This is a genomic window from Bacteroides sp. AM41-16, assembly GCF_003603495.1.
GTDB classification, from domain to species: domain Bacteria; phylum Bacteroidota; class Bacteroidia; order Bacteroidales; family Bacteroidaceae; genus Bacteroides; species Bacteroides uniformis.
In genome coordinates this window covers 107,583-132,654 of the sequence record NZ_QTNE01000006.1, presented here as the reverse complement: position 1 = coordinate 132,654, position 25,072 = coordinate 107,583, and the positions used below count along the sequence as shown (strand labels likewise).

The window sequence follows — 25,072 nt, the reverse complement described above, 5'->3', positions numbered from 1 at the left end:
TCTGTGAACATGCTTGATTGGAACTTCATTGCCAGCCAGATTGCTACGATAGCCTTCGACATTGTTTATTTCGGTGCCATCATCGGAACGATTGTCGTCATTATCCTCGACAACCGCAATCCGGTGAAAACCATGGCATGGATACTGATACTGATGTTCCTTCCCATCGTGGGGCTGGTGTTTTACTTCTTCTTCGGGCGTAGTCAGCGCCGTGTGCGCATGATAGGGAAGAAGAGTTACAGCCGTTTGTTGAAGAAACCTATGGCAGAATATCTGGCGCAGGACTCATGTGCGCTTCCCATCAATTACAGTCGTCTCATATCCTTGTTCCGTAATACCAACCAGGCTTTCCCCTTCGATGGAAACCGGGTGGAAGCCTATACCCTGGGGCTCTCCATGCTGCAATCCCTGCTGCGCGAACTGGGGAAAGCAACGAAGCATATCCACATGGAATTCTATATCTTTGAGGACGATGCCATTGGGCGCTTGGTGCGTGATGTCCTGATGGAAAAGGCGCGTGCCGGGGTAGAGGTACGTGTGATTTATGATGATGTGGGTTGCTGGCATGTTCCCAACCGTTTTTTTGAAGAGATGCGCGAGGCCGGTATCGAGGTACGCAGCTTTCTGAAGGTACGTTTTCCGCTTTTCACCAGTAAGGTGAACTATCGTAATCATCGGAAAATAGTTGTCATTGACGGGCGCATCGGCTTTGTGGGGGGGATGAATCTTGCCGAACGCTATATGCGCGGATTCTCATGGGGCATCTGGCGGGACACACATCTGCTGCTGGAGGGCAAGGCTGTTCACGGATTGCAGACCGCCTTCCTACTCGATTGGTACTTTGTGGACCGTACACTGATTACGTCTACCCGCTATTTCCCGAAAATAGAAAACTGCGGTACTTCCTTGGCGCAGATTGTAACGAGTGAGCCCGTAGGCCCATGGAAAGACATTATGCAGGGACTTGTCATATCCATTTCCAGCGCAAAGAAATATTTCTATATCCAGACTCCCTACTTCCTGCCCACCGAAGCCGTACTTGTTGCTATGCAGACAGCCGCCTTGTCAGGTGTCGATGTGCGTCTGATGTTGCCCATGCGTGCTGATAACCGCTTGACGCATCTGGGTTCCTGCTCTTATCTGGCAGATGTGCTCTATTCGGGAGTCAAGGTCTATTTCTATAAGAAAGGCTTCTTGCACTCCAAACTGATGGTTTCGGATGATGAGTTGTCCACGGTAGGCTCTACGAATGTGGATTTCCGCAGTTTTGAACATAACTTTGAGGTGAATGCCTTCATCTATGACACAGAAACAGCGCTTCAGATGCGCGAAATCTTCCTTCAAGACCAGCGCGACTGCGTACAAGTATTCCTGAAGAACTGGGTGAAGCGCCCCTGGTATCGTAAGGCTGCAGAGAGTGTGGTGCGGCTGATGGCGCCGCTGTTATAATGAAGAATGATGAATGAAGAATTTCTTGAAGTGTATTCATATCGTACCATTCTTCATTCATCATTTAAATATCGTGAAGTTCACGCTCCCGTATACCCTTCTCTCCACAAAGTGCGGATGTTCCTCGAAACTGTTTTTCTTCCCGTGTTCCAAGACGAAGAGTCCGTCTTCTTTCAGCAAGTTGTTCTCGAAGATGAGATCGGGCAAGGTTTCCAGCCCGGCAAGCTCGTAGGGAGGGTCAGCAAAGATAAAGTCGAACTGCTCGCGTCCGCTTTTGAGGTATTTGAATACGTCACCGCGTATGGGTAGGCACTTGTCCGTCTTTAATTCCTGCATAATTTTGCAGATGAAGGCATAGTGGTCGCGGTCTTTTTCCACGCTGATTACTTGGTCGCAGCCTCTGGACACAAGCTCGATGCTGATGCTGCCCGTACCGGCAAATAGGTCGAGGGCACGGATGCCGTCCTCAAAGTCCATGTAGTTGGAGAGCACATTGAACAGATTCTCTTTGGCAAAGTCTGTGGTGGGGCGTGCCTTGAAGGAGTGGGGCACGTCGAAACGTCTTCTTTTGTATATTCCGCTGATTACTCGCATAGGGTTATGGCTTGCAGGTCAAGATTAGTGGCGGGATTCATGATGAATACCTGCCGGATGAATTTTCGCAGTTCGGGCAGTAGCAGTTCTTTGTCGTTTAGGTCACCGGTCAGGTGCAGCTCATCGCGTTCCTGCTCGAAGCCGAGCTGTTTCCATATATATAATAGGTAGTAGATGCGGTCGGGAGTGGTTCTGCACTCAAAGGAGTTGGCAAGAAGCAAGCGTCCGCGCTCGTAGCCGTAGATGTCTACGGCATCTTTCCGCAAGTGTGCATACATTTTCCGGCTGTTACCCAGTCGGCTCTTTGCGGAGAAGAACTCTATGAAGGGGCTGGCTTGGGAATAGAACTTGACATCGGGATACTGTTCGCGAAGGAAGGAGCAGGCGCTCTTGTCCATGCCGAACAGTACGACGGTGTTGTTCTTGTGCAGTATGTTGTATTGCACGGTTTCGTTTTCCCGCTTGGGGTGGTTGTGATAGAAGATGATTTCCGCTTGTTCGTCCTCGAAGAACTCCAGAGGAATGAATGTAAAGCGTTTGTTCGCCATGAGCACATTGACACGGCGGAAGGGGCGTTTCAGCCACTCCAGTTCGCGGAAGGTCTGTTTCAGATTGGCAGTGAGGGAGAGGGACTCATCCACTTCGCGGTCGTAGTAAGAAAACTCACCGTCGCCCAGAGGGTTGAACACAGAAAAAGAAAATCCATCCGTACTGAGACGGATGGATAATGTATACTGTTCCGATTTATTAAAATCAGTCGTTTCTATCATACGTTTGTCGGGGTGAGATTATTCCCAGTTACCGGCGTTGTTGTTAGCTGTTTCCAAGCTACCAATCATCAGACCGCAGTACTTGCCAAGTTTGGTTTGTACGTCCTTGATGTTGGCAATTTCTTGTGCATCCAGACCGTTCAAATAAACTTCGTACGGAGTCTTCACTTCGAGCAGACAGAAAGGAGCGCCGGATTTGGCTGTATCGTTCTTGATGGCCATTTCGAACTGTGCACCGTTTCCGAAGGGAACATATCTCATTGAATCGGGGTTGAAACCTTTCGGGAAGATAGTATCCAATACGGCTACCCACAGAGTATCACGCTTGAAGTTTTCCAATCCCCATTTCTTGACGTCAGCATAGTTACCTGTCTTCTTTGCCTTATTGATGATGTTGATGGCTTTCTTTTCAGTCAGACCGTCTTCCAGCTGCTTATCGTTCAGTTCTCCTTGCTTGAAGATGAACGGAAGTTTCTGGTTTTTAACAAAGTCAATCAGAGAGTCGAAGCTTGCAGTATATTGCTGGTCATGTAAAGTACGATATTCCAATTGTGCTTTACGGATGTCAATCAGACGTGCAATGACGGCTGCGTCTCTGTGCTTCTTTGCTTTTTCAAAGTTGATAGGACCCATAATGCTGGTGTAACAAATATAAATTAGCACCAAAGCACATAAGCCTAAAATGACATTAAATACTGTTTTCATGATAAATATGTTTTTTAGTTGTTATATTCGCACCGCAAAAATAAAAGAAATTAATTTAAAAACGATAGTTCCCTTTACTTTTTTCTGTTACAAAAATGATAAATAACTATTTAGAAAGGCAAATTAAGGAAAATTTTCCTTACCAACCAACTCCTGAGCAAGAAATTGCTGTAAAATCTTTATCGGAGTTCCTTCTGTCACCCCGTAGCGAGGTGGTTTTTATGCTTCGTGGTTATGCGGGGACGGGTAAAACATCGTTGGTCGGTGCCTTGGTGCGGACGTTGGATAAGTTGCAACAAAAGTCGGTATTGCTGGCACCGACCGGACGGGCGGCAAAAGTTTTCTCGGCGTATGCGGGGCATCCGGCGTTTACAATTCATAAAAAAATTTATAGACAGCAATCTTTCTCCAATGAGCTGAGCAATTTTTCTGTGAACGATAATTTGACAACTCACACTTTATATATAGTGGATGAGGCCTCGATGATTTCCAATGAGGGACTGTCCGGTTCCATGTTCGGCACGGGCAGATTGCTGGACGACCTGGTGCAGTTTGTCTATTCCGGCCAGGGATGCCGCCTGCTGCTGATGGGCGATACGGCACAGCTGCCGCCGGTGGGGGAGGAGCAGAGCCCTGCCCTCTTTGCCGATGCCTTGAAAGGCTACGGGCTGGAAGTGGTGGAGGTGGACTTGACGCAGGTGGTGCGTCAGGAGCAACAGTCGGGCATTTTGTGGAATGCCACCCGCCTGAGGCAGTTGATAGCGGAAGACGATTGCTACAGCCTGCCAAAGATAAAGGTTTCGGGGTTTGCCGACATTAAAGTTCTGCCCGGAAATGAGCTGATAGAAACGCTGAGCTCTTGCTACGACCGCGACGGGCTGGATGAAACCATCGTGGTGTGCCGTTCCAACAAGAGGGCGAACATCTACAACAAAGGCATCCGTGCGCAGATTCTCTGGCGTGAGGATGAATTAAACACCGGTGATTTGTTGATGGTGGCGAAAAATAACTACTTCTGGACGGAAAAGGAGAAGGAGATGGATTTCATTGCCAACGGTGAGACTGCCGTGGTGCGCCGCGTGCGCCGTACGCGAGAGCTGTATGGCTTCCGCTTTGCAGACGTGACGCTGGTCTTTCCCGACTATAACGACTTTGAACTGGAAGTGAACATGCTGCTTGATACGCTGCATACCGACTCGCCTGCGCTGCCCAAGGCAGAAAACGACCGGCTTTTCTACTCCGTCCTCGAAGATTATGCCGACATCACCGTGAAGCGCGAGCGGATGAAGAAGATGAAGGCAGACCCGTACTACAACGCCTTGCAAGTGAAGTATGCCTATGCCGTGACTTGCCACAAGGCGCAGGGCGGGCAATGGAAGAATGTCTTTCTGGACCAGGGGTATATGACGGATGAATATCTGACACCCGATTATTTCCGTTGGCTCTACACCGCCTTTACCCGTGCCACGGGAACGCTCTACTTGGTGAACTATCCGGAAGAACAAATAGTTTGAAAAAGAGAGGGGTACCGATGCAGTATTCTGGCATTTTTTGTATTTTTGTAGATAGAACAACTATAACTGAACAAGTATGAAGAAGCTATACTCTCTCTTTGCTTTGATAGCACTGCTGTTTACCGCTTCCGGTTGCGAGGACGATTACCGAAGCATGGTACTTTTCGAAGGTGTGGAGCCTATCTACCAGATTGGGACATGTGACAATCTGGTGTCCAATCTTTCTTATTATCTTTCTGAAACAAACGAAGATACAGTGCTGGGCATTGACGGCGGCGACGGTTCCTATAATGTGATTAACGAGCACGAGTCGGTGGCTTCCGTGACTTTTACCGATGATGTCAACGGGTATCAGCGTATCAAGATTCATCCGCTGGCAGAGGGGGAGACGATTGTGAAGGTGATGGATGGTTCCGGTGAGGAAACACAACTGCGCATCACGGTGAAAGGTCGTAGGCAATATACGTTGACGAAAATGGGCTTCGAGTATGGTATCAGTAGTGGTGCACCGACGGAACTGCTGGGTGATGTTTCTAAGGCACTTGCCGAGCGTCCTTGGGTGAAGGATGGCGGGTATTATGTGCTGGTGCCCGAAGATTTCTCCAATAGTATGTGGAAAGGTGTATTGGAAATCTATCCGACGGGAAAAGAGGAGGAACCGCTAATGGGGATATACGAGACAGTTCCAGTGGAAGATGAGAACGGAGATACATATGCATTGTGGCAGTTTACTTATAATGGAGAGAAGAGGCTCTTTACGCGGACGGTCTCGGGAAATGGTAAATGTGTACTTGCGGAAAATGTAACTCCTTTCTGTCCTTCCGGTTTGCTGCCCGAAGGTGCACTGGTGGTTTATCGCGAAATGTTTATACTTCGGATGGAATAAGGTTTTAGTGGAAATCTTGTCAAGAGCAGATTTACGAAAGATTAACAGACGGGAGGCTTAGGCTTCCCGTTTTTGTTTCTGTTGCGCATCATCTGTCTGTTCTGTATGCATCATTCGTTTGCTTCGAATGCATTGTCTGTTTGTTCTGGACTAATCATCCGTTCCCTCCACTTCACTGTCCCAAACCTTAGGGTTTTTCACGGAAACCCCAGGGCTTTGGAGGGTAAATGCCAGCCATTTCACTTGCTAAGGTGTGGCATTTAGGATGGTAAGGTGTGGAGTTTGGGGAGCCGGCATGTGGCATTTCAAATGGAATACCGTGGAGGATAAAAAGAAAAGGAGAAGCAATGCTCCTCCTTTCCCGGTAGTTTAATTTTGAAATATCTAAAAAATGACATTACAAATATACAACATCACAGAGGCGATGTCAAGTGTTTCGCCAATTATTTTCAATTATAATCCTGCCAATTCCAAAACTTTGTCAATGGCAGCGTTCAGTCCGTCAGCATTCTTACCGCCGGCAGTTGCAAAGTGGGGCTGGCCACCGCCACCGCCTTGGATAAGTTTGGCAGCTTCTTTCACCAGGTTACCGGCTTTCAGTCCGCCTGCCACGAGGTTGTCGCTCAGCATGACGGTCAGCATCGGCTTGCCTTCGGCTTCTGTTCCCGCTACGAAGAACAGGTTTTCCGTAATCTGGCCACGCAACTGGAAGGCGATGTTCTTCACTGTTTCTGCCGGCAGGGGAGCACAGAACTTGATGACTTTAACGCCATTGACTTCCTGCACGTTCTTCAGCAGTCTTTCTTTCAGCTGTGCTTCTTTCTCTTTCATGAAGTCCTCTACCTGCTTCTTCAGTCCGGCGTTTTCGTCAATATACTTACGGATGGTTCCGGCAAGGTCGGGTGCGTTGTTGAAGAGCGCCTTCAAGTCGTGCAGCGTGTCCTCGATGGTGTTCATCAGTTCCTCCACGCGTGCACCCGTGTAGGCTTCGATACGGCGCACACCGGCAGCCACGGAGCTTTCGGAGATAATCTTCACCATACCGATGTTTCCGGTTGCAGCCACGTGCGTACCACCACAGAATTCTACGGAAGAACCGAACTGGATAACGCGTACATGGTCGCCGTACTTCTCGCCGAACAGAGCGATGGCGCCCAGTTCTTTGGCTTCTTCGATAGGAATGTTGCGGTATTCTTTCAAAGGTATGTTGGCGCGAATCTTTGCATTAACGATGTGTTCCACCTTGCGGATTTCCTCGTCCGTCACCTTCTGGAAGTGTGAGAAGTCGAAACGCAGGGAGTCCGGTGTAACCAAAGAGCCCTTCTGCTCTACATGCTCGCCCAATACTTCGCGCAGCGCAGCATCCAGCAAGTGGGTAGCAGAGTGGTTGGCGGCACAAGCGGCACGCTTGTCGGTATCCACGCATGCCATCATCGGAGCTTCCATGTGTTCGGGCAGCTTCTTGGTGATGTGGATAGGCAGGTTGTTCTCCTTCTTGGTGTCTACCACTTCGATGGTCTCAAACTCGTTCACCAATACACCGGTGTCACCTACCTGACCGCCGCTTTCGGCATAGAACGGAGTCTTGTCCAGTACAATCTGATACAAGGTTTGGTTCTTCTGCTTCACTTGTCGGTAGCGCAGAATGGATGTTTCGTATTCCGTATAGTCATATCCTACGAATTCGGTAGTACCCTCCTTTAGCGTAATCCAGTCACCGGTCTCTATGGCGGCGGCATTGCGGGCACGCTGTTTCTGCTGCTGCATTTCGGCGTCAAACTCCTTGATGTCGGCAGTCATGCCGTTTTCGCGGAGAATCAGTTCCGTCAAGTCGAGCGGGAAACCGAAGGTATCATATAAGGTAAAGGCATCCTTTCCGCTGATTTCGTTCTTGCCGGCGGCTTTGGCGTCTGCCATGGTCTTTTCCAGCAGGCGGATACCTGTCTCCAAAGTGCGGAGGAAGGAGTCTTCTTCTTCCTTGATAACTTTGGCAATCAGTTCCTTCTGTGCATCCAGTTCGGGATAAGCGGCGCCCATGTTCTCGATGAGTACGGGGAGGAGCTTGTACATGAATGCCTGCTTCTGTCCGAGGAACGTGTAACCGTAGCGCACGGCACGGCGGAGGATACGACGGATGACGTAACCTGCCTTGGCATTGCTCGGAAGCTGTCCGTCGGTGATGGAGAAGGCGATGGTGCGGATGTGGTCGGCAATTACACGCATGGCGATGTCCGACTTCTCATCTTCGCCATACTTCTTGCCTGCCATGTCTCCGATGGCTTTCAGTATCGGTTGGAATACGTCGGTGTCGTAGTTGGAGGTCTTTCCTTGCAGTGTGCGCACCAGTCGCTCGAAGCCCATGCCGGTGTCGATAACCTTGGCGGGAAGTCCTTCCAGGCTGCCGTCCGCCTTGCGGTTGAACTGCATGAACACGAGGTTCCAGATTTCAATCACCTGCGGGTGGTCTTTGTTCACCAGCTGGCTGCCGGGTACTTTGGCCTTCTCTTCTTCCGAACGGGAGTCCACATGGATTTCCGAACACGGACCGCACGGTCCCGTATCACCCATTTCCCAGAAGTTATCGTGTTTGTTGCCATTCAGAATGTGGTCTTTCGGCAAGAACTGCTCCCAGTAAGAAGCGGCTTCGTTGTCGCGTTCCAGTCCTTCTTCGGCGCTACCTTCGAATACGGTGGCGTAGAGGTCTTTGGGGTCGAGTTTCAATACATCCACCAGATACTCCCATGCCCAGGAGATGGCTTCCTTCTTGAAGTAGTCGCCAAACGACCAGTTGCCCAGCATCTCGAACATGGTGTGGTGGTAGGTATCGTGACCCACTTCCTCCAGGTCGTTGTGCTTTCCGCTTACGCGAAGGCATTTCTGCGAGTCAGCAACTCTTTTGTATTTCGCCGGGTGGTTGCCCAAAATAATATCTTTAAACTGGTTCATTCCCGCATTGGTGAACATCAACGTGGGGTCATCCTTAATCACCATCGGGGCCGAAGGCACTATCTGGTGACCTTTACTTTCGAAGAAACTCTTGAAAGAGTCTCTGATTTCGTTTGCAGTCAACATACTCTCTATTGATTTATCTGATTCTAATTTGATTTACCTTCTCTTGTCGTTTTTTGCCCGTTTCTTACTACTAACTACTTGCTACTTAGTCTTAATATTCTTGAAAAAACTGTGCAAAGATAGCTTGTTTTTATTACTTTTGTCGCATTGACAAGCGAAATATTTCCTAAGATGCGCAAAGTTTACTACATTTATAATCCCCAGACGCAGACGTACGACCGTATTTATCCTACCGTGAGGCAGCGGGCGCTGAGCATTCTCCGCCGTTTGTTCATCGGTATGGGGCTGGGTGCAGGCAGTTTCATCGTATTGCTGCTTATCTTCGGCTCTCCGTCGGAGAAGGAGTTGCGAAAGGAGAACAGCAAACTGCAGGCGCAGTACAACGTCCTCTCCCGCCGGCTGGACGAGGCTATGGGAGTGCTGCAAGACATACAGCAGCGTGATGACAATCTGTACCGGGTGATTTTCATGGCCGACCCTATTCCTTCTGCCATCCGTCAGGCTGGATACGGCGGTACCAACCGCTATGAGCATCTGATGGATATGGCTAACTCCGACTTGGTTATCAATACCACGCAGAAAATGGATATGATTAGCAAGCAACTCTATATCCAGTCCCGCTCCTTTGACGATGTGGTGGAGATGTGCAAGAATCATGATGAAATGCTGCGCTGCATTCCTGCCATACAGCCGGTTTCCAATAAAGACCTCCGTAAGACCGCTTCGGGTTACGGTACGCGTATCGACCCCATTTATGGTACCAGCAAGTTCCATGAGGGTATGGACTTTTCGGCTCCCCAGGGCACGGATGTCTATGCCACGGGAGATGGCACCGTGGTGCAGATGGGCTGGCAATCGGGCTATGGCAACAGAATTGTGATAGACCACGGCTTCGGTTATCAGACGGTGTATGCACACTTGCGCGATTTCCGGACGAAGTTGGGCAAGAAAGTGGTACGTGGTGAGGTCATTGGCGGGGTAGGCAGTACGGGCAAGAGTACTGGTCCGCACTTGCACTACGAAGTACACGTTAAGGGAAAAGTTGTGAATCCCGTCAACTACTACTTCATGGATCTCAGTGCCGAGGATTATGACCGCATGATACAGATTGCGGCGAACCATGGTAAGGTGCTTGATTGACGGATGATTTATAGAGAAAGGATTACATCATGCTGAATACAGATAAGAATTTAAAGTTATATTACTCCATCAGCGAGGTGGCTGCCATGTTCGATGTCAACGAATCACTGCTCCGTTTCTGGGAAAAGGAGTTTCCGCAACTCAATCCGAAGAAGGGGGGGCGGGGAATACGCCAGTACCGTAAGGAGGACATTGAGACAGTGAAACTTATCTATCATCTGGTGAAGGAGCGCGGAATGACCTTGCCCGGCGCCCGCCAACGGATGAAAGACAATAAAGAAGCTACGATACGCAACTTTGAAATCGTAGATCGCCTGAGAGCTATCCGCGAAGAACTGGTAGGCATGAAACTGGCATTGGATGAGTTTACTTACGAGGATGTGGAGAGCTTGAAGGAAAATATTCAAGGACTGAAGTAGAATAAATACCACTCCGTTTATTCCTCTACTCTCGTCACTTGTTTTATATTCTGTATCTGCTTCAGGTTATTGCAGATAGTGCGCACGTCGTCCACATCGTGTACATAGAGTTGTATCTTTCCTTCGAAGATACCGTCGTTGGTTTCGATGGTCAGTTTACGGATATTCACGTTGAGCTGGCGGGAGATGACTTGAGTTACTTCGTTCAGCAATCCCATGCTGTCTATACCTTTTATATATATGGTGACGAGGAACGACAAATCCTTGTGAGTGTCCCACTCGGTGGCGATGATACGGTTTCCGTAGCTACTCTTAAGGCGGGTGGCAACGGGGCATTGGCGCTTGTGGATGACAACACGGTTTTGCTCGTCGATGTATCCCAGTACGTCGTCACCCGGAATGGGATGGCAACAGTCGGCCATAATATAGTTCTTTGAGATGGTCTCTTCCGTCAGCTTCAGAATCTGCTTAGTGTTGATTTTCTCTTGCGGTGTTTTCTCTTCCGGTTGTTCTTTGGCATCCTTGTTGTCCTTGTTACCGAAGGAGAAGGTCAGGAACTTCTTCCAGTTGCTGTTCTGCTTTTCCTTGAACACGTTCTTGTCGGCATCGCCCAGCACAACCCGTTTGTTGCCGATGGCAACGAGCAGCTCGTCGCGGGTGTGGAAGCCGTGCAGCCTGGTCAGCTTGTCCAGAGCAGCATCATCCATACGTATATCCTCGTTTTTGAAGAATTCGTTCAGTATGGTTTCACCTTCTTTCTGATAGGTTTTCGCCTCTTTGCGCAGGATGGCGGCAATCTTGGCGCGGGCGCGGGCGGTGGTGGCATACACTTCCCACTCCGGCTGCACGCGTTGCGATTTGGAGGTCAATATCTCTACCTGGTCACCGCTTTGCAGTTTGTGGCTTAGGGGAACCAGTTTGTGGTTTACCTTGGCGCCGATGCAGTGGCTGCCGATGTCGGTATGCAAGGAGAAGGCAAAGTCCAGTGCCGTAGAGTTCTGCGGCATGGTCTTGAGGTCGCCTTTCGGGGTGAAGACGAAAATTTCCGATGCAAACAAGTTCAGTTTGATGGTATCGAGAAAATCGATGGCGTCCGGTTGTGGGTCGTCCAGAATTTCCTTGATGGTACGCAACCATTTCTCCAGTTCGCCTTCATCTTCGCTGCCTCCGCCTTCTTTGTATTTCCAGTGGGCGGCAAAGCCTTGTTCGGCAACGTCATTCATGCGTTCACTGCGGATTTGTACTTCAATCCATTGCCCGTTGTTACCCATAAGGGTGACGTGCAGGGCTTGGTAGCCGTTGGCTTTGGGATGGCTCACCCAGTCGCGCAGGCGGTCAGGGTGGGGCTTGTATATCTTGGATATGGAGACGTAAATGTCGAAGCAGTCGTTTAGCTCTTCCTCTATATTGCGGGGCTCGAAGATGATGCGGACAGCAAGCAAATCATAGATTTCCTCGAAGGGGACATGCTTGGTCTGCATTTTGTTCCAGATGGAGTAGATGGACTTTACACGGGCAAGGATACGGTATTTCAGTCCCATTTTGTCCAGTTGCGCCCGTATCGGAGCGGTGAACTCATTGAATACCTTGTCGCGCTCCACGGCGGTGGCTTCCAGTTTCTCTTCTATCTCGTGGTACTCTTCCGGATGTTCGTACTTGAAGCTCAGGTTTTCCAGTTCTGTCTTGATTTTGTACAAGCCGAGGCGGTTGGCGAGCGGGGCATAAATATAGAGTGTTTCGCCTGCAATCTTGAACTGCTTGTTGGGCAGCATGGAGCCGAGTGTACGCATGTTATGCAGACGGTCGGCTATCTTGATGAGGATAACCCGGATATCGTCGGACATGGTGAGCAGCAGCTTCTTGAAGTTCTCTGCCTGCGCCGAGGCACGGTCGCCGAAGATACCGCCGGAAATCTTTGTCAGCCCGTCTACAATCTGGGCGATTTTGGGACCGAAGATGTTTTCAATATCCTCTACGGTGTAGTCGGTGTCCTCCACCACATCATGCAGCAATGCCGAGCATATGGAAGTAGACCCCAGTCCTATCTCATTACAGACAATCTTTGCCACAGCAATGGGGTGCATGATGTAGGGCTCGCCGGAACGACGCTTGATGCCCTTATGCGCCTGGTTGGCAAAGTTGAATGCTTTGGTTATTATTTCGACGCGCTTGCGGTGCTTGGTGGCCAAATAGTCGTTCAACAGTTCTTGGAATGCCTGTTCGATCATTTCCTCTTCGGCTTTTTCCTTTTCCTTCTGACTTATATTTTCTTCCATATACTGCTTTCTCCTTTCTTCACTTCACTTTTTGCAAAAATAAGCAATTTTCAACACCGGGCAAGCGTTTATGTCTTTATTTATAAATCTTCAAGCGCTTTCCTGCGGAGATTCTGGTACTGCGCAATCCATTCCAACTTTTTAACTGATTGACAGTGACGCCGTATTTCCGTGCAATGCTGCCGAGATTCTCGCCACTGCGTATCTTGTGGTAGGTGACATTCCCCGTAGCGGTACTGCCTTTGCTGCTACGTGCCGTCGAGCGTGTATTGGAAACGGCCACGACTCTGCGGTTCTTGAACAGCTCGTTACTGCGGTGGGCATAGATGGTGTCTTGCTTGTCAATGAAGGCACTGATGTAGTTGATGGGGAGGCGTAGCGTCTGCGGCTTGCTCTCTCCGGGGATGATGCTTTTCTTGAATTGGGGATTTAGGCTCTTTATCTGGTCCAGGCTGATGCCGCATAGGTCGGAAATCTGCTCGAAATGAAGGTTACGGCTTACTTGCACCGTATCGGTTGCTTCCGGAATGTCGGTTTCCATGGGGCAGATGTTGTGCTTGCAGTAGTAGGTCATTACGTAGTTGGCGGCAATGAAGGCGGGCACGTAGCCGCGTGTCTCTTTGGGCAGATAGTTGTAGATTTCCCAATAATCGGTTTTCCCTCCCGAGCGGCGGATGGCTTTGTTGATGGTGCCCGGACCGCAGTTGTAGGCGGCAATCACCAGGTTCCAGTCTTTGTAAATGTCATACATGTCCTTCAGGTAGCGTGCTGCCGCCCAGGTCGCCTTTATCGGGTCACGGCGTTCGTCTACGAGGCTGTTGCTTTCCAGTCCGTATATCTTTCCGGTGGCGAGCATAAACTGCCATAGTCCGCAGGCTCCCGCGCGGGATACGGCAGAAGGGTTGAGAGCGGATTCTATGATGGGCAGGTATTTCAGCTCGAGCGGCAGGCCGTAGGCATCCAGCGCTTCTTCGAAGATGGGCATATAGAAGTTGCAGGCGCTCAGCATGAAGGCAACCTGGTTGCGCAGACGTCCGGCATACATGTCGATGAACTTGCGCACAATCTCGTTGTATGGCATTTCCATGACGGTCGGCATGCGCGACAACCGGTCTATGTATACAGAGTCACTGAACATCGGGTTTACGGTAGAGGTGCTGCAGTCTTTTCCCAAGTCTATGTAATTCTTGGCTTTCCAGTCATTGAGCAGGCTGTCCAGCGGATAGGTCATGCTTTTGGGCAGCTCGATGGATTCCTGGCGTTCCGTGCCGTTTTCGCGGATAAGCACTTCCACGCTTTCTTGCGCATGCATGGCCGGAGCGGTGAAGAGGGCGCAAAACAGAAGCGAGGAACCGAGAATAATTCTTTTCATATATATGGCCTTGTGTGTCATTAGGTAATAATTTATGCTTTAATTTTCGTTTTTAGAATCGGAAACTGCATTGCACGCCGACGTTCTTATTAGAGGAACCAGTCATCTGGCTGTTGATTATGGCAGGTTCCACTTTCATGCTGAGGTCGGGGGTGATGTCAAAGTTGGACAGCTCTGCGTCTACGTATGCGTCGACAACAGACAGCAGGTATACACCGATAAAGGCGAAGATGCTCAAGTCGCGGTATCGTCGGAAGGTATCCTTACGCTTCCGTAGTGTCTCCGTCAGCTGGCTTTCGGTATAGTTATAGTTGGGAGGCAGCAGGTCGGTAATGGTACTGGAGTTGAAATTACCATTTACGGCATCCTTGTAGGCGGCCGAATAGTCCTTATACATCTTGCTGTTCCACGTAAGGGCATAGGCACAACCGGCAAATCCTCCATAGAAGATGGGCAGTTTCCAATACTTGCGGTTGTAAATTTGTCCACCGCCGGGAATGACGAGGGCAAGCCAGGTGGCTTTTGTGGGATTAGGTACCCACCTTTTGGGGTCGATGGCCTTTTGCAGACTGTCTGTAGGCACGGGCTGTTCCTTCAGGTCGGGGCTGGCAGTCATTTCCAGCATCTTCCGCTTGTTTTCGGCTGCAAGACTGTCGGCAACAGTGAGGCTGTCCCGGTTCACCACGGTGTTGAGTGTATCGGTCTGATGCCGCTGCGCACGCTTGGAAGCGGCACGTGGACGGTCCTGACCATACATAGCAATCCCTGCCATCTGTAAAAAACAGAGCAGCAGGGCAATGGCTAACTGATATATTCTTCCTTTTTTCCTCATTTATTTCTTCAGCGTATCAAGAATGCCGATGATACGTTCCAATTCTTCTTCGTTATTGAACGGGATACTGATTTTACCTTTTCCTTTCTCCGAGCAGGTTAGCTGCACCTTGGTACTGAAAAAGCCCGAGAGCTGTTGTTTCAGCATATTGAATTCTTCGGGCAGTTTGGCGCGCTTGGGGGCAATCTTACGACCACCGCTCTTCACGCTTTCGCCTTCACTCAGTGACTTTACGATTTCTTCCACTTTGCGTACGGAATACCCGTGCTCCAGGATTTCTTCGAAAATCTTCACTTGCAGTTTGGGATCGCCAAGCGTTACCAAAGCGCGGGCATGTCCCATGTCTATCTGCTTGTTCTGCAGTCCCATCTGGACGGGGGCGGGCAGTTTGAGCAGGCGCAGGTAGTTGGCAATGGTGGTACGCTTCTTACCAACGCGTTCGCTGAGGCGTTCCTGCGTCAGTCCGTATTGTTCCAACAGATGCTGGTAAGCGAGGGCTATTTCTACGGAGTTCAAGTCTTCGCGCTGTATGTTTTCGATGAGCGCCATTTCCATGACGTTCTCGTCATCTGCAGTGCGGATATAGGCAGGGATGCTTGTCAGTCCGGCAAGCTGCGAAGCACGGAAACGACGCTCGCCGGCGATAATCTGGTATTCGTCGTCGCTAAGCTTGCGCAGGGTGATGGGCTGTATGATGCCGATTTCGGAGATGGAATCGGCTAACTCCTGCAACGCAACCGGGTCGAATTCATGACGGGGCTGGTTGGGATTGACCGTAATCTTCGACAGCTCTATCTCATTGATAGAGGAGGAGCCTTCGGTCTTTACTTCATCCATGGAGAAGAGGGCGTCTAGCCCGCGTCCTAATGCATTTCTTTGTGCCATCTGTTTATTTACTATTTGACGATTTACAATTTAACCATACGGGATGATTTGTTTGTGCATTGTAAATATGGTATTTATCACTAATCATTAATCACTAACCACTATAATCACTTCTTTTCGTTTCTGCTTATCAATTCCTTGGCAAGTGCCATGTGGTTTTTGGCTCCGGTTGAGTCTGCGTCATAGAGAATGGTGGGCAGGCCGTAGCTGGGAGCTTCGCTCAGTTTCACATTGCGCTGGATGACGGTGTTGAATACCAATTCCTGGAAGTGGCGTTTCACTTCATCGTAAATCTGGTTGGCCTGGCGCAGGCGCGAGTCGTACATCGTCAGCAGGAAGCCTTCGATTTCGAGGGCAGGGTTCAGCTTGGACTTGATGATTTTAATGGTATTCAGCAATTTGCTGATGCCTTCCAGTGCAAAATATTCCGCTTGTACGGGGATGATTACCGAATCGGCGGCAGTCAGTGCGTTGACCGTAATCAGACCCAAAGACGGGGAACAGTCTATCAAGATATAATCAAACTCATTCTTCAGCGGAGCGAGTACTTCTTTCAGTATCTTTTCGCGGTTTTTCAGATTGAGCATCTCTATTTCGGCACCTACCAGATTGATGTGGGAGGAGATTACCTTCAGTGTGTCTATCTCCGTGTCATGAAGGGCCTCGCGTACGTCTGCACGGTCAATAATGCACTCGTAGATAGTACATTCCGACTGCTTGATGTCCACACCCAATCCTGAGGAGGCATTGGCCTGCGGGTCGGCATCTACAACGAGCACTTTCTTTTCAAGCGTGGCGAGTGAGGCTGCGAGGTTGATTGTCGTCGTAGTCTTGCCTACACCACCCTTTTGGTTAGCCATAGCAATTATTTTTCCCATAATCTCAATATTTATTGGCAGCGAAATAAGTGATAATTCCGGATAGCGCCTACAAATTTGGAGAAAGATTGCAAAAACGGTTGATAAGTCGGCTGTTTTGTTAATAACTCACAGACGTTTACCGCTGTTTTTCTTCTTGTAAATTGCGCGTAAAGCGTTCTTTCTCTGTTTAGTGGGCAAATATACGTATTTATCTTGAAATGAAGCTGATTTTTTGTCTCGCTTGCAGAAGATTAAGATTTGTAAACCAATGGAAGACATTGGCTTGGACTATTCTCTCTACTTGCATGAGATGTACATCTCGTGTTGTTTGAAACGTGCATCTCATGTTGCTCGAGATGTACATCTCATGCAGATGGACTACCGTGTGGAAGATGGTCGGGGGATAAGTTGTTCCCGGGCAGAAGGAGAGGAGCTGGTGTCAGACCAAGGCTTTGACGAACTCCCAGCAGAAGTACGCACACATCACACATTTCACTACTGTGCCCAGCAAGAATCCAAGCAGCGAGCCCAGCCCCGATTTCAAGGCCTGGTCTGTCTTGCTGCCTCCCATCAGTTCGCCGGCAAAGGCTCCGAGAAAGGGGCCGAGGATGATGCCCCAAGGCATGAAGAACAACCCTACGATGGTGCCTATGAGGCAGCCGCGCGTTCCCCACCGACTGCCTCCGCTGTATTTGCTGCCCAGCATCGGGACGAAATAATCCAGTATCTGTACAAGGACGACTGCTGCCAGCCATAAAAGTAACTGCGTGGTGGAAAACTGCGCCTTGTCCGTGAAATGTAGAAGCAACAAGCCTGCATAGGCTACGGGCGGTCCCGGAATCATAGGCAGGATGCAGCCTGCCAATCCGACAATCAGGCAGAGGATGCCCAAGATGATGAGAAGAATGTCCATAGGTGTATCGTTTCTGTTGGTGAAGATGACAGCGGTTGTTCCCTGCTACTCGAATCGGTTGTATATGACAATGGGGCGGGAGCGGCGTGTGCTCATCGACGGGAACCATATATCGTCGGCTGTGAGGCCGCATTGCTTGATGGCTTCGGCGCAGTATTCCAGTCGTCCGAAGTCGGCATCGACATTGTTTGTACCGAATGTGAGTTTGATTCCACGTGCTTTGGCGCGACGGATAATCTCGAAACTGGGAATCCGGTAGCGTGCATTGATTTCCAGAGCGATTCCATGTTGTTGCAATACATTCAATACGCGTTCAATGCGTCCGTCCGTCCAGTACTTGTCGTAATCATGCGCCATAGTATCGGGCAAGAAGGTAGGGTTGGCATAAATGTCGGCTGGCTCGTTGGTCAGAATCAGGACTGTTTGGTCGACAAGGTGGTCCATATACTGTTCAAGCGTAATGTCATCAAAGAGTGCTTCTTCGGCCCGGTAGATGCGCGAATTACGTCCCTTGTGGTCTATGATGGTCATGGCGTCGGTAAACAGGTAATCGAAAATCCCCAAAGCTTCCTGCGAGAAAGTTGCCGTCCATTTGCGTCCCTCACCTTGTACACCGCACAGGAATGGCATCCCTTTTACTTCATTAAAATAGTCGTACACTTCTTTGTCATCGGCCAGCATACGTCCTACGCCTCCTTCTCCGGCATTGGGGGCGACACCATAGTTGATACCGTAATTCATGGACATGGCGTGTGCCATTTCCTTCGTCAGCCCTCCTTTCAAGTGAACGTGATAGTCTATAACTGGGAAATCGTGCTGCTGTAGCCTGATTATCTCATCCGTGCGCTCGTCTACCGGAGCAAGCGCGTCGGCTTCGTTGCGTGCCTCCTTGGCAAGCCGTTCGATGGCGAGATTCCGGAATGACACTTCGCCGTGTATGCCTTGCAGGGCAATGGAACCTTGACTCAGCAGTTGCCGGGCGTGCTCCTCTGTGCGATATGGGTGTCCGGGTTCGGTATAACAAACAACTTCGGTTCCGTTAATGCAGACAATGATGTTTTGTCCGCGTACGGTTATCTCGAAGTCAAACCATTCTCCATCTTTTGCGAGTGAGCGATAGAGGTTGCGCACCGAGGCGAGTGAGCCGCTCTTGCGTGTGCCGTCGATGTCTCCGTTACGGAATATCACTTCATAACCGGACTCGCCGTCCGTATGAAAGAGGAGGCCTGCTTCGGAGCCGGGTTGTGTGAGGGCTTCTCCGGTGAGTCGGAAATTTTGGTATTCTTTGTCGTTGAAGAGCTTCCGGCCTTCTGCAATGACCGGGTCTGCCGTGTGAAGCGTAGATGTCCCGTCATTCCATTGGTCAAGTGGCTCGGGAGAACTGCTCCTGCCACAGCTTGTCAGGGTTGTTAGAAACAGAATAATTGCGGCAGCTGCCGTCTCGATGCGTGCAGCAATGGTAGAATGGCAAGAAGTGTTCATTATAGCATGGATTTTATGAATGATTATATTCCAATTATTGTCGGTACAAAGTTAGCCTTTTCTGAAAATATCTTTGAATACAAAAGAATTATTATCTTTGTAGTATTCTGTTTAAAGCCTTTTTAGCTACTTTTGCACGATAATAAAAAAGAAAGTTATGGAAAATCAGAGACCTTTGATATTGATTTCCAATGATGACGGCATCATTGCGAAAGGTATTAGCGAGTTAATCAAATTCCTCCGTCCGCTGGGCGAGATTGTGGTAATGGCGCCGGATGCACCTCGCTCTGGAAGTGCGTGTGCGCTGACTGTAACGGAACCTATCCACTACCAGTTGGTCCGTAAGGATGTTGGGCTGACGGTATACAAGTGTTCCGGTACGCCGACCGATTGTGTGAAGCTGGCTTTTCATACGGTGCTCGACCGCAAGCCCGACTTGGTGGTAGGCGGCATCAACCACGGCGACAATTCTTCTGTAAACCTGCATTATTCCGGTACGATGGGCGTTGTGATAGAGGGATGCCTGAAAGGAGTGCCTTCCATCGGATTCTCCCTTTGCAACCATGAGCCGAACGCTGATTTTGAACCTGCAGGTCCTTACATCCGCGAGATAGCCCGGCTGGTATTGGAGAAAGGACTCCCTCCGTTGACATGCCTCAATGTCAACTTCCCCGATACCAAAGAATTGAAGGGTGTGAAGATTTGCGAACAAACCAAGGGGCAATGGACCAATGAATGGGAAAACTTTGCCCATAGAGGAGATGCCCATTACTACTGGCTGACCGGCGAGTTTGAGAACAACGATGCCGAAAATGAGAAGAATGACCATTGGGCGCTTGATAACGGTTATGTGGCAATCACCCCGACCACGGTGGATGCAACGGCATACGGCTTGATTGATGAACTGAAAGCATGGTTCTGAATTAATTGACAATTATCAATTGATATGAAGTATTACTTGATTGTCGGTGAAGCTTCCGGCGACCTGCATGCCTCCCATCTGATGGCTGCATTGAAGGAGGAGGACTCGCAAGCGGAGTTCCGTTTCTTCGGAGGCGACCTCATGGCTGCAGTGGGCGGTGTGATGGTGAAGCATTACAAAGAGTTGGCGTATATGGGGTTCATTCCCGTACTGCTGCATCTGCGCACCATCTTTGCCAATATGAAGCGCTGCAAGGAGGACATTGTTACGTGGCAGCCGGATGTGCTGATTTTGGTGGACTATCCGGGCTTTAATCTGGATATAGCCAAGTTTGTCCATGCCAACACAAGGATTCCTGTCTTTTATTATATTTCTCCCAAGATTTGGGCATGGAAGGAATACCGCATCAAGAATATTAAACGGGATGTGGATGAGCTGTTCTCCATCCTACCGTTCGAGGTGGAGTTTTTTGAAGGGAAGCACGGGTATCCGATACATTATGTCGGCAATCCGACAGTGGATGAAGTGACGGCTTTTCTTGCTTCCAGCTCAGAGACATTCGACGACTTTGTCCGGGCAAACGGACTTTCGGCCAAACCCGTTATTGCTCTGCTGGCTGGTAGCCGCAAGCAGGAAATCAAGGACAATCTGCCCGACATGCTTCGTGCGGCAGCTTCTTTTCCCGATTATCAACTGGTGCTGGCCGGTGCTCCGGGTATTTCCCCCGAGTATTACAAACGTTATGTGGGTGGGGTGGACGTGAAGATTATCTTCAACAAGACATTCCCTTTGTTGAGGCAGGCAGAGGCTGCACTGGTCACTTCGGGGACGGCAACGCTGGAAACAGCTCTGTTTCGTGTGCCGCAAGCGGTATGTTACCATACTCCGATAGGGAAGGTTATCGCTTTCCTGAAACGGCATATACTGAAAGTGAAGTACATTTCCCTGGTCAATCTCATAGCCAACCAGGAGGTGGTGAAAGAGCTGGTTGCAGATACCATGACGGTAGAGCAGGTACGCTCGGAGCTGAACCGCATTTTGTACGATAAGGAATACCGCCGTCAGATGCTCGAGGGATATGAGTATATGGCATCCTGTCTGGGAGAGGCAGGGGCACCCAAACATGCTGCCCGCGAGATGGTGGCATTACTGAGGAGGAGGGAAGAATAATCGAAAAATTAAGAATTTGTTAAAATGGGAAAAGCCGGTGCAGTAAATGCCCGGCTTTTGTATTTTCTATATAGAAACAAATGAAAAGGACTTTGATTATGAAAAAGCTACATTGGTTATTTATGGCAATATGTTTGGCAGTGATGCCCGCTTTGCAATCATGTGATGATAACGACGGATATTCTTTGGGTGATTTTACCCCGCCTTTGTGGGCCACTGTGCGTGTTACGGGAAATGCCTTTTATTTAAACTGCGATGTTTGGGGGACGCTCTGGCCGGTGAATACGGACATAGGGTGGTATGATGCTGTGGATGGGCAGCGTGTGATTACCGTGTTCAATCCTTTGTGGGACAACTATGCAGGATATGACCATGCTGTGAAGCTGCTGCGTCTGCAGAACGTCTTGACGAAAGAGGTGGAGACGCTGACTCCCGAAACCGAAGAGGAATTTGGTAATGACCCCGTGTTTATATATAAAGGTGATATCACCATCAGTGGTGGCTATATGAACATTTTTTTCATGCAGAACCTGCCATCTTCGACTGATAATAAACACCGCATCAGCCTGGTGCGTCCGCAAGAAGATGATGCTTTGTATGGCGAAGATGGATACGTCCATTTGGAACTCCGCTATAACGATTATGATGACCTGACGGGACGTCGTAGTCCTGGTGCTGTCTCCTATAACTTGAACAGTCTGGACATCCCCTTTGAAACCAAAGGCATCAAGTTGAAACTCAATTCAGAAGAGAATGGAGAGGTGGAAGTAACCTTTGATTTGAAAACTGCGGGGAGTAATGAAAAGCTGACTACTAATGTGGATTTGTCCAATATGCAGTTGAAGTAAGAAAGAGTTTGCGAGAGTATATAGTTAGAAAGAGCACCCGGGATTTTGATGTCATTCATCTTGCCCGGGTGCTCTTTTTATATTTGTTTTATGTAAGTTTGGTCATGTGAGCCGTCGTTAGAACATCGTCAAGGCATATAGATAAACAACTGCTGCAGGAATTGCCATCAGGGCACTGTCGAAACGGTCGAGCATCCCTCCATGCCCCGGCAGAATGTTACCGGAATCCTTGATGCCCAATTGGCGTTTCATGAGTGATTCGGTCAGATCGCCCCAAGTGCCGAAAATGACGACAACGATTGCCAGACCTACCCATTGCCATCCTGGCATAAAAGGAAAGAAATGTGCAAAGCCAAGAGAGGAAGCGATGGAGAATATTCCGCCGCCGATGCTGCCCTCCCAGGATTTTTTAGGTGAGATGCGTTCGAACAGACGGTGTTTGCCTATCAGCGAACCTACGCAATAGGCACCTGTATCGCTCAGCCAGATAAAAACGAAAATGGAAAGCGGTAGAATAGGGTTGTAGGTCACACTGCCCGTTTCCGGGGAATTCTGAAAAGCAAGTACGTTCAGCAGGGCAAAGGGGAGTGCCACGTACAATTGGCTTAGCATGGAGTAGGCCCAGTTACCCGTCGGATTCTTTTTCTTGAGGTAAAGTTCCGTAATCATCATGTAGAGCAATAGTCCCAAATAAGGAAGGAATACCCGTGCTCCTACAGACTGCTGGGTACAGAAACTCATCAATGCAAGGAAAAGGTAGGCTCCTCCCAATGCAGTGATGGTCTTGTTTATGCTTACTTCGCTGCTCTTGCTGACTAATTGGGCAAACTCATGTACGCTCAGTACGCTGATAATGGTGAACAGTATACCGAACGAAAGGGGGCTGTAAAGAATACAGCCCACCAATACTATGACGAATAACACGCCGGTAACGGCACGTTGGATAAAGTTATTTTTCATGCTTTTCTTCTTCCTTAACTTCCTTTTCTGCTTCTATGGCTTTTTGCTCTTCTTCTTGCTCCGCTTTTTTCAGCTCGGCAGCAGTCTTGTTTGCACTGATTTCCTCCGAACGGGAAGCCCATGGACGTTTCCCAAAGATGTGTTCAACGTCTTCGGCAAAGATTACTTCTTTGTCAATCAGCAGTTGTGCCAGCCGGTTGTGTCCTTCTTGGTTTTCGGACAATATTTTCTTGGCACGTTCGTACTGTTCGTTGACCATCTGCTTCACTTCTTCGTCAATCAGTTCCGCAGTCTTTTCGCTATACGGGCGGTTGAAGGAATATTCCTCATTATTATAGTAGCAGAGGTTGGGGAGTTTTTCGCTCATACCCAGATAGGCAATCATACCGTACGCCTGCTTGGTCACGCGTTCCAAGTCATTCATGGCTCCGGTGGATATTCTACCTAAGAATAGGTCTTCGGCGGCACGTCCTCCCAAGGTGGCACACATCTCATCGAGCATCTGTTCCTTGGTGGTGATTTGCCGTTCTTCCGGCAGATACCAAGCCGCGCCCAAAGCACGTCCACGGGGTACAATGGTTACTTTAATCAGTGGATTGGCGTATTCCAGTAACCAGGAGATACTGGCATGGCCGGCTTCGTGTATGGCAATGGAACGGCGTTCGGCCTCGGTAGTGATTTTGGTTTTCTTTTCCAACCCACCCACAATACGGTCTACGGCGTCCAGAAAGTCTTGCTTTCCGACAAACTTTTTGCCGTGGCGGGCAGCTATCAAAGCTGCTTCGTTACATACATTGGCAATGTCTGCCCCCGAGAATCCGGGAGTCTGGCGTGCCAGAAGGTCTACATCCACACTATTGTCTATCTTGATGGGGCGCAGGTGTACACCGAATACTTCCTTACGCTCATTAAGGTCGGGTAGGTCTACATGTATCTGGCGGTCAAAACGTCCGGCGCGCAGCAATGCCTTATCCAAAACGTCCACACGGTTGGTGGCGGCTAAGATGATAACACCACTATTGGAGCCGAAACCGTCCATCTCGGTCAGTAACTGGTTCAATGTGTTCTCGCGCTCGTCGTTGCCACCCATAGCGGCTGCTTTGGCACGGGCACGCCCTACAGCGTCAATCTCGTCGATGAACACGATACAAGGCGCTTTTTCCTTTGCTTGGCGGAACAAATCGCGGACACGGGAAGCTCCCACGCCGACAAACATTTCCACAAAGTCGGAACCTGCCAAAGAGAAGAAAGGTACGTTGGCTTCTCCGGCCACGGCCTTTGCAAGCAGGGTCTTTCCGGTTCCCGGAGGGCCTACCAGCAAGGCGCCCTTGGGTATCTTACCTCCCAAATCGGTATATTTCTGGGGCTCTTTCAAGAACTCGACAATTTCTTCTACCTCTTGCTTGGCTTCAGCAAGTCCTGCCACATCCTTGAATGTAATCTTGATGGGGGAACCTTTTTCAAACAATTGGGCCTTGGACTTTCCTACGCTGAAGATGCCTCCACCTCCGCCCATGCCTCCACCACCGCTCATGCGGCGGGACATGAAAATCCAGAAACCGATAAGGAATGCAAAGGGGAGAATCTGCCACAAAATGGCACCGAAGTAGTTCCGCTTTTTTTCGTAGTTAATGGAGCCGTCAAAGTGGGCGTCGTCTCTTTCCTTTTGCAGGAAATTACCTAGGCTCTCGCGTGAGGGGGCCTCGGTCGTAATAAGCGGATTCTTGCCTACGCGGCTGGAGTCCTGACGAAATACGTTTCCTACGTGCTGGGGTTTGACGTATGCTTCGACGGAATTGTCGTCGTAGCCGATGACTTTGCTTATATAACCGTCTCGTACATATTGCTGGAATTCATCATAAGAGATGTTTTTAGTTGCCGTACCACTTTCATTGGTCAGGTACAACCCCAGCAACATCATCGCTATAATCATATACAGCCAGTTCAGGTTGAACTTGGGCATATTCACTTTATTGGGTTTCTTGTTGGTATTATTGTCCATA

Annotated in this window: 21 protein-coding genes; 8 read left to right on the top strand and 13 right to left on the bottom strand. The window is 49.4% G+C overall.

Going from position 1 to position 25,072, the window contains the following annotated elements; genetic code table 11:
* Nucleotides 1–9: 9 nt before the first annotated feature.
* Nucleotides 10–1,449: a cardiolipin synthase gene (gene cls / locus DW896_RS07710; protein ID WP_005824073.1), complete on the top strand. Its 1,440-nt coding sequence runs from the start codon at nt 10–12 to the stop codon at nt 1,447–1,449.
* 60 nt (nt 1,450–1,509) lie between these two features.
* Here the strand turns inward: cls and rsmD are convergent, their stop codons facing one another.
* From rsmD to DW896_RS07695, 3 genes are read right to left on the bottom strand one after another with little or no spacing between them, the layout of a single operon-like run.
* Nucleotides 1,510–2,043, bottom strand: coding sequence for a 16S rRNA (guanine(966)-N(2))-methyltransferase RsmD (rsmD, locus tag DW896_RS07705; protein ID WP_005824070.1), 534 nt, complete (start codon nt 2,041–2,043; stop codon nt 1,510–1,512).
* The gene (locus DW896_RS07700) at nt 2,034–2,813 is read right to left on the bottom strand and encodes a DUF3822 family protein (protein WP_098032351.1); all 780 of its coding nucleotides are present in this window, start codon (nt 2,811–2,813) and stop codon (nt 2,034–2,036) included. Before DW896_RS07700 ends, rsmD begins: the two co-directional genes overlap by 10 nt.
* Nucleotides 2,814–2,831: 18 nt before the next feature.
* Nucleotides 2,832–3,518, bottom strand: coding sequence for a hypothetical protein (locus DW896_RS07695; RefSeq protein WP_044468034.1), 687 nt, complete (start codon nt 3,516–3,518; stop codon nt 2,832–2,834).
* A 95-nt stretch (nt 3,519–3,613) separates the two neighbouring features.
* On the opposite strand from DW896_RS07695, the gene DW896_RS07690 reads away from it, so the two are divergent.
* Nucleotides 3,614–5,032: an ATP-dependent RecD-like DNA helicase gene (locus DW896_RS07690; protein WP_098032350.1), complete on the top strand. Its 1,419-nt coding sequence runs from the start codon at nt 3,614–3,616 to the stop codon at nt 5,030–5,032.
* A 76-nt stretch (nt 5,033–5,108) separates the two neighbouring features.
* Nucleotides 5,109–5,918: a hypothetical protein gene (locus tag DW896_RS07685; protein ID WP_005835166.1), complete on the top strand. Its 810-nt coding sequence runs from the start codon at nt 5,109–5,111 to the stop codon at nt 5,916–5,918.
* 453 nt (nt 5,919–6,371) lie between these two features.
* Here DW896_RS07685 and alaS read toward each other — a convergent pair whose 3' ends face one another.
* Nucleotides 6,372–8,990: an alanine--tRNA ligase gene (alaS, locus tag DW896_RS07680; RefSeq protein WP_005824062.1), complete on the bottom strand. Its 2,619-nt coding sequence runs from the start codon at nt 8,988–8,990 to the stop codon at nt 6,372–6,374.
* 171 nt (nt 8,991–9,161) lie between these two features.
* On the opposite strand from alaS, the gene DW896_RS07675 reads away from it, so the two are divergent.
* Both DW896_RS07675 and DW896_RS07670 read left to right on the top strand, forming a co-directional pair.
* On the top strand, nt 9,162–10,130 hold the full coding sequence (locus DW896_RS07675; RefSeq protein WP_005824061.1) for a M23 family metallopeptidase: 969 nt from the start codon (nt 9,162–9,164) through the stop codon (nt 10,128–10,130).
* A 29-nt stretch (nt 10,131–10,159) separates the two neighbouring features.
* A complete protein-coding gene (locus DW896_RS07670; RefSeq protein WP_005824060.1) occupies nt 10,160–10,549 on the top strand; it encodes a MerR family transcriptional regulator in 390 nt (129 codons plus the stop codon).
* A gap of 17 nt (nt 10,550–10,566) precedes the next feature.
* Here DW896_RS07670 and DW896_RS07665 read toward each other — a convergent pair whose 3' ends face one another.
* From DW896_RS07665 to DW896_RS07635, 7 genes are all read right to left on the bottom strand, one after another.
* Nucleotides 10,567–12,825, bottom strand: coding sequence for a bifunctional (p)ppGpp synthetase/guanosine-3',5'-bis(diphosphate) 3'-pyrophosphohydrolase (locus DW896_RS07665; RefSeq protein ID WP_022402310.1), 2,259 nt, complete (start codon nt 12,823–12,825; stop codon nt 10,567–10,569).
* Nucleotides 12,826–12,901: 76 nt separating this feature from the next.
* Entirely contained in the window at nt 12,902–14,197 is a 1,296-nt protein-coding gene (locus tag DW896_RS07660) for a lytic transglycosylase domain-containing protein (RefSeq protein ID WP_200998832.1), read from the bottom strand.
* Nucleotides 14,198–14,249: 52 nt separating this feature from the next.
* Nucleotides 14,250–15,029 carry a DUF5683 domain-containing protein gene (locus DW896_RS07655; RefSeq protein WP_005824056.1) on the bottom strand — a complete coding sequence of 260 codons (780 nt, stop codon included), beginning with the start codon at nt 15,027–15,029 and terminating at the stop codon, nt 14,250–14,252.
* Nucleotides 15,030–15,914 carry a ParB/RepB/Spo0J family partition protein gene (locus DW896_RS07650; protein WP_005824054.1) on the bottom strand — a complete coding sequence of 295 codons (885 nt, stop codon included), beginning with the start codon at nt 15,912–15,914 and terminating at the stop codon, nt 15,030–15,032.
* A 107-nt stretch (nt 15,915–16,021) separates the two neighbouring features.
* The gene (locus tag DW896_RS07645; protein ID WP_008665665.1) at nt 16,022–16,792 is read right to left on the bottom strand and encodes a ParA family protein; all 771 of its coding nucleotides are present in this window, start codon (nt 16,790–16,792) and stop codon (nt 16,022–16,024) included.
* 421 nt (nt 16,793–17,213) lie between these two features.
* Complete coding sequence (locus DW896_RS07640; RefSeq protein ID WP_005824051.1) at nt 17,214–17,687, bottom strand: DUF456 domain-containing protein; 474 nt, start codon at nt 17,685–17,687, stop codon at nt 17,214–17,216.
* Between the two features lie 45 nt (nt 17,688–17,732).
* Complete coding sequence (locus DW896_RS07635; RefSeq protein WP_119993095.1) at nt 17,733–19,169, bottom strand: DUF1080 domain-containing protein; 1,437 nt, start codon at nt 19,167–19,169, stop codon at nt 17,733–17,735.
* Nucleotides 19,170–19,326: 157 nt separating this feature from the next.
* On the opposite strand from DW896_RS07635, the gene surE reads away from it, so the two are divergent.
* From surE to DW896_RS07620, 3 genes are all read left to right on the top strand, one after another.
* A complete protein-coding gene (gene surE / locus DW896_RS07630) occupies nt 19,327–20,091 on the top strand; it encodes a 5'/3'-nucleotidase SurE (RefSeq protein WP_005824046.1) in 765 nt (254 codons plus the stop codon).
* Nucleotides 20,092–20,115: 24 nt separating this feature from the next.
* On the top strand, nt 20,116–21,261 hold the full coding sequence (gene lpxB / locus DW896_RS07625; protein ID WP_119993092.1) for a lipid-A-disaccharide synthase: 1,146 nt from the start codon (nt 20,116–20,118) through the stop codon (nt 21,259–21,261).
* A gap of 98 nt (nt 21,262–21,359) precedes the next feature.
* Nucleotides 21,360–22,109, top strand: coding sequence for a NigD-like protein (locus tag DW896_RS07620; RefSeq protein WP_165852965.1), 750 nt, complete (start codon nt 21,360–21,362; stop codon nt 22,107–22,109).
* Between the two features lie 117 nt (nt 22,110–22,226).
* Here the strand turns inward: DW896_RS07620 and DW896_RS07615 are convergent, their stop codons facing one another.
* Both DW896_RS07615 and ftsH read right to left on the bottom strand, forming a co-directional pair.
* Entirely contained in the window at nt 22,227–23,069 is an 843-nt protein-coding gene (locus tag DW896_RS07615; protein WP_057258879.1) for a phosphatidate cytidylyltransferase, read from the bottom strand.
* On the bottom strand, nt 23,059–25,071 hold the full coding sequence (gene ftsH, locus DW896_RS07610) for an ATP-dependent zinc metalloprotease FtsH (protein WP_005824037.1): 2,013 nt from the start codon (nt 25,069–25,071) through the stop codon (nt 23,059–23,061). The genes DW896_RS07615 and ftsH overlap by 11 nt, the downstream gene beginning before the upstream one ends.
* Nucleotide 25,072: the final 1 nt, after the last annotated feature.

Excerpts from the sequence above, each read along its gene's own strand:
- DW896_RS07640 (WP_005824051.1), bottom strand. The coding sequence starts at position 17,687 with ATGGACATTCTTCTCATCATCTTGGGCATCCTCTGCCTGATTGTCGGA.
- DW896_RS07675 (WP_005824061.1), top strand. The coding sequence starts at position 9,162 with ATGCGCAAAGTTTACTACATTTATAATCCCCAGACGCAGACGTACGAC.
- DW896_RS07685 (WP_005835166.1), top strand. The coding sequence starts at position 5,109 with ATGAAGAAGCTATACTCTCTCTTTGCTTTGATAGCACTGCTGTTTACC.
- DW896_RS07670 (WP_005824060.1), top strand. The coding sequence starts at position 10,160 with ATGCTGAATACAGATAAGAATTTAAAGTTATATTACTCCATCAGCGAG.
- ftsH (WP_005824037.1), bottom strand. The coding sequence starts at position 25,071 with ATGGACAATAATACCAACAAGAAACCCAATAAAGTGAATATGCCCAAG.
- DW896_RS07700 (WP_098032351.1), bottom strand. The coding sequence starts at position 2,813 with ATGATAGAAACGACTGATTTTAATAAATCGGAACAGTATACATTATCC.
- DW896_RS07690 (WP_098032350.1), top strand. The coding sequence starts at position 3,614 with ATGATAAATAACTATTTAGAAAGGCAAATTAAGGAAAATTTTCCTTAC.
- DW896_RS07620 (WP_165852965.1), top strand. The coding sequence starts at position 21,360 with ATGAAAAAGCTACATTGGTTATTTATGGCAATATGTTTGGCAGTGATG.
- DW896_RS07615 (WP_057258879.1), bottom strand. The coding sequence starts at position 23,069 with ATGAAAAATAACTTTATCCAACGTGCCGTTACCGGCGTGTTATTCGTC.
- DW896_RS07665 (WP_022402310.1), bottom strand. The coding sequence starts at position 12,825 with ATGGAAGAAAATATAAGTCAGAAGGAAAAGGAAAAAGCCGAAGAGGAA.
- lpxB (WP_119993092.1), top strand. The coding sequence starts at position 20,116 with ATGAAGTATTACTTGATTGTCGGTGAAGCTTCCGGCGACCTGCATGCC.
- surE (WP_005824046.1), top strand. The coding sequence starts at position 19,327 with ATGGAAAATCAGAGACCTTTGATATTGATTTCCAATGATGACGGCATC.
- DW896_RS07660 (WP_200998832.1), bottom strand. The coding sequence starts at position 14,197 with ATGAAAAGAATTATTCTCGGTTCCTCGCTTCTGTTTTGCGCCCTCTTC.
- DW896_RS07650 (WP_005824054.1), bottom strand. The coding sequence starts at position 15,914 with ATGGCACAAAGAAATGCATTAGGACGCGGGCTAGACGCCCTCTTCTCC.
- DW896_RS07645 (WP_008665665.1), bottom strand. The coding sequence starts at position 16,792 with ATGGGAAAAATAATTGCTATGGCTAACCAAAAGGGTGGTGTAGGCAAG.
- cls (WP_005824073.1), top strand. The coding sequence starts at position 10 with ATGCTTGATTGGAACTTCATTGCCAGCCAGATTGCTACGATAGCCTTC.
- DW896_RS07655 (WP_005824056.1), bottom strand. The coding sequence starts at position 15,029 with ATGAGGAAAAAAGGAAGAATATATCAGTTAGCCATTGCCCTGCTGCTC.
- rsmD (WP_005824070.1), bottom strand. The coding sequence starts at position 2,043 with ATGCGAGTAATCAGCGGAATATACAAAAGAAGACGTTTCGACGTGCCC.
- alaS (WP_005824062.1), bottom strand. The coding sequence starts at position 8,990 with ATGTTGACTGCAAACGAAATCAGAGACTCTTTCAAGAGTTTCTTCGAA.
- DW896_RS07635 (WP_119993095.1), bottom strand. The coding sequence starts at position 19,169 with ATGAACACTTCTTGCCATTCTACCATTGCTGCACGCATCGAGACGGCA.
- DW896_RS07695 (WP_044468034.1), bottom strand. The coding sequence starts at position 3,518 with ATGAAAACAGTATTTAATGTCATTTTAGGCTTATGTGCTTTGGTGCTA.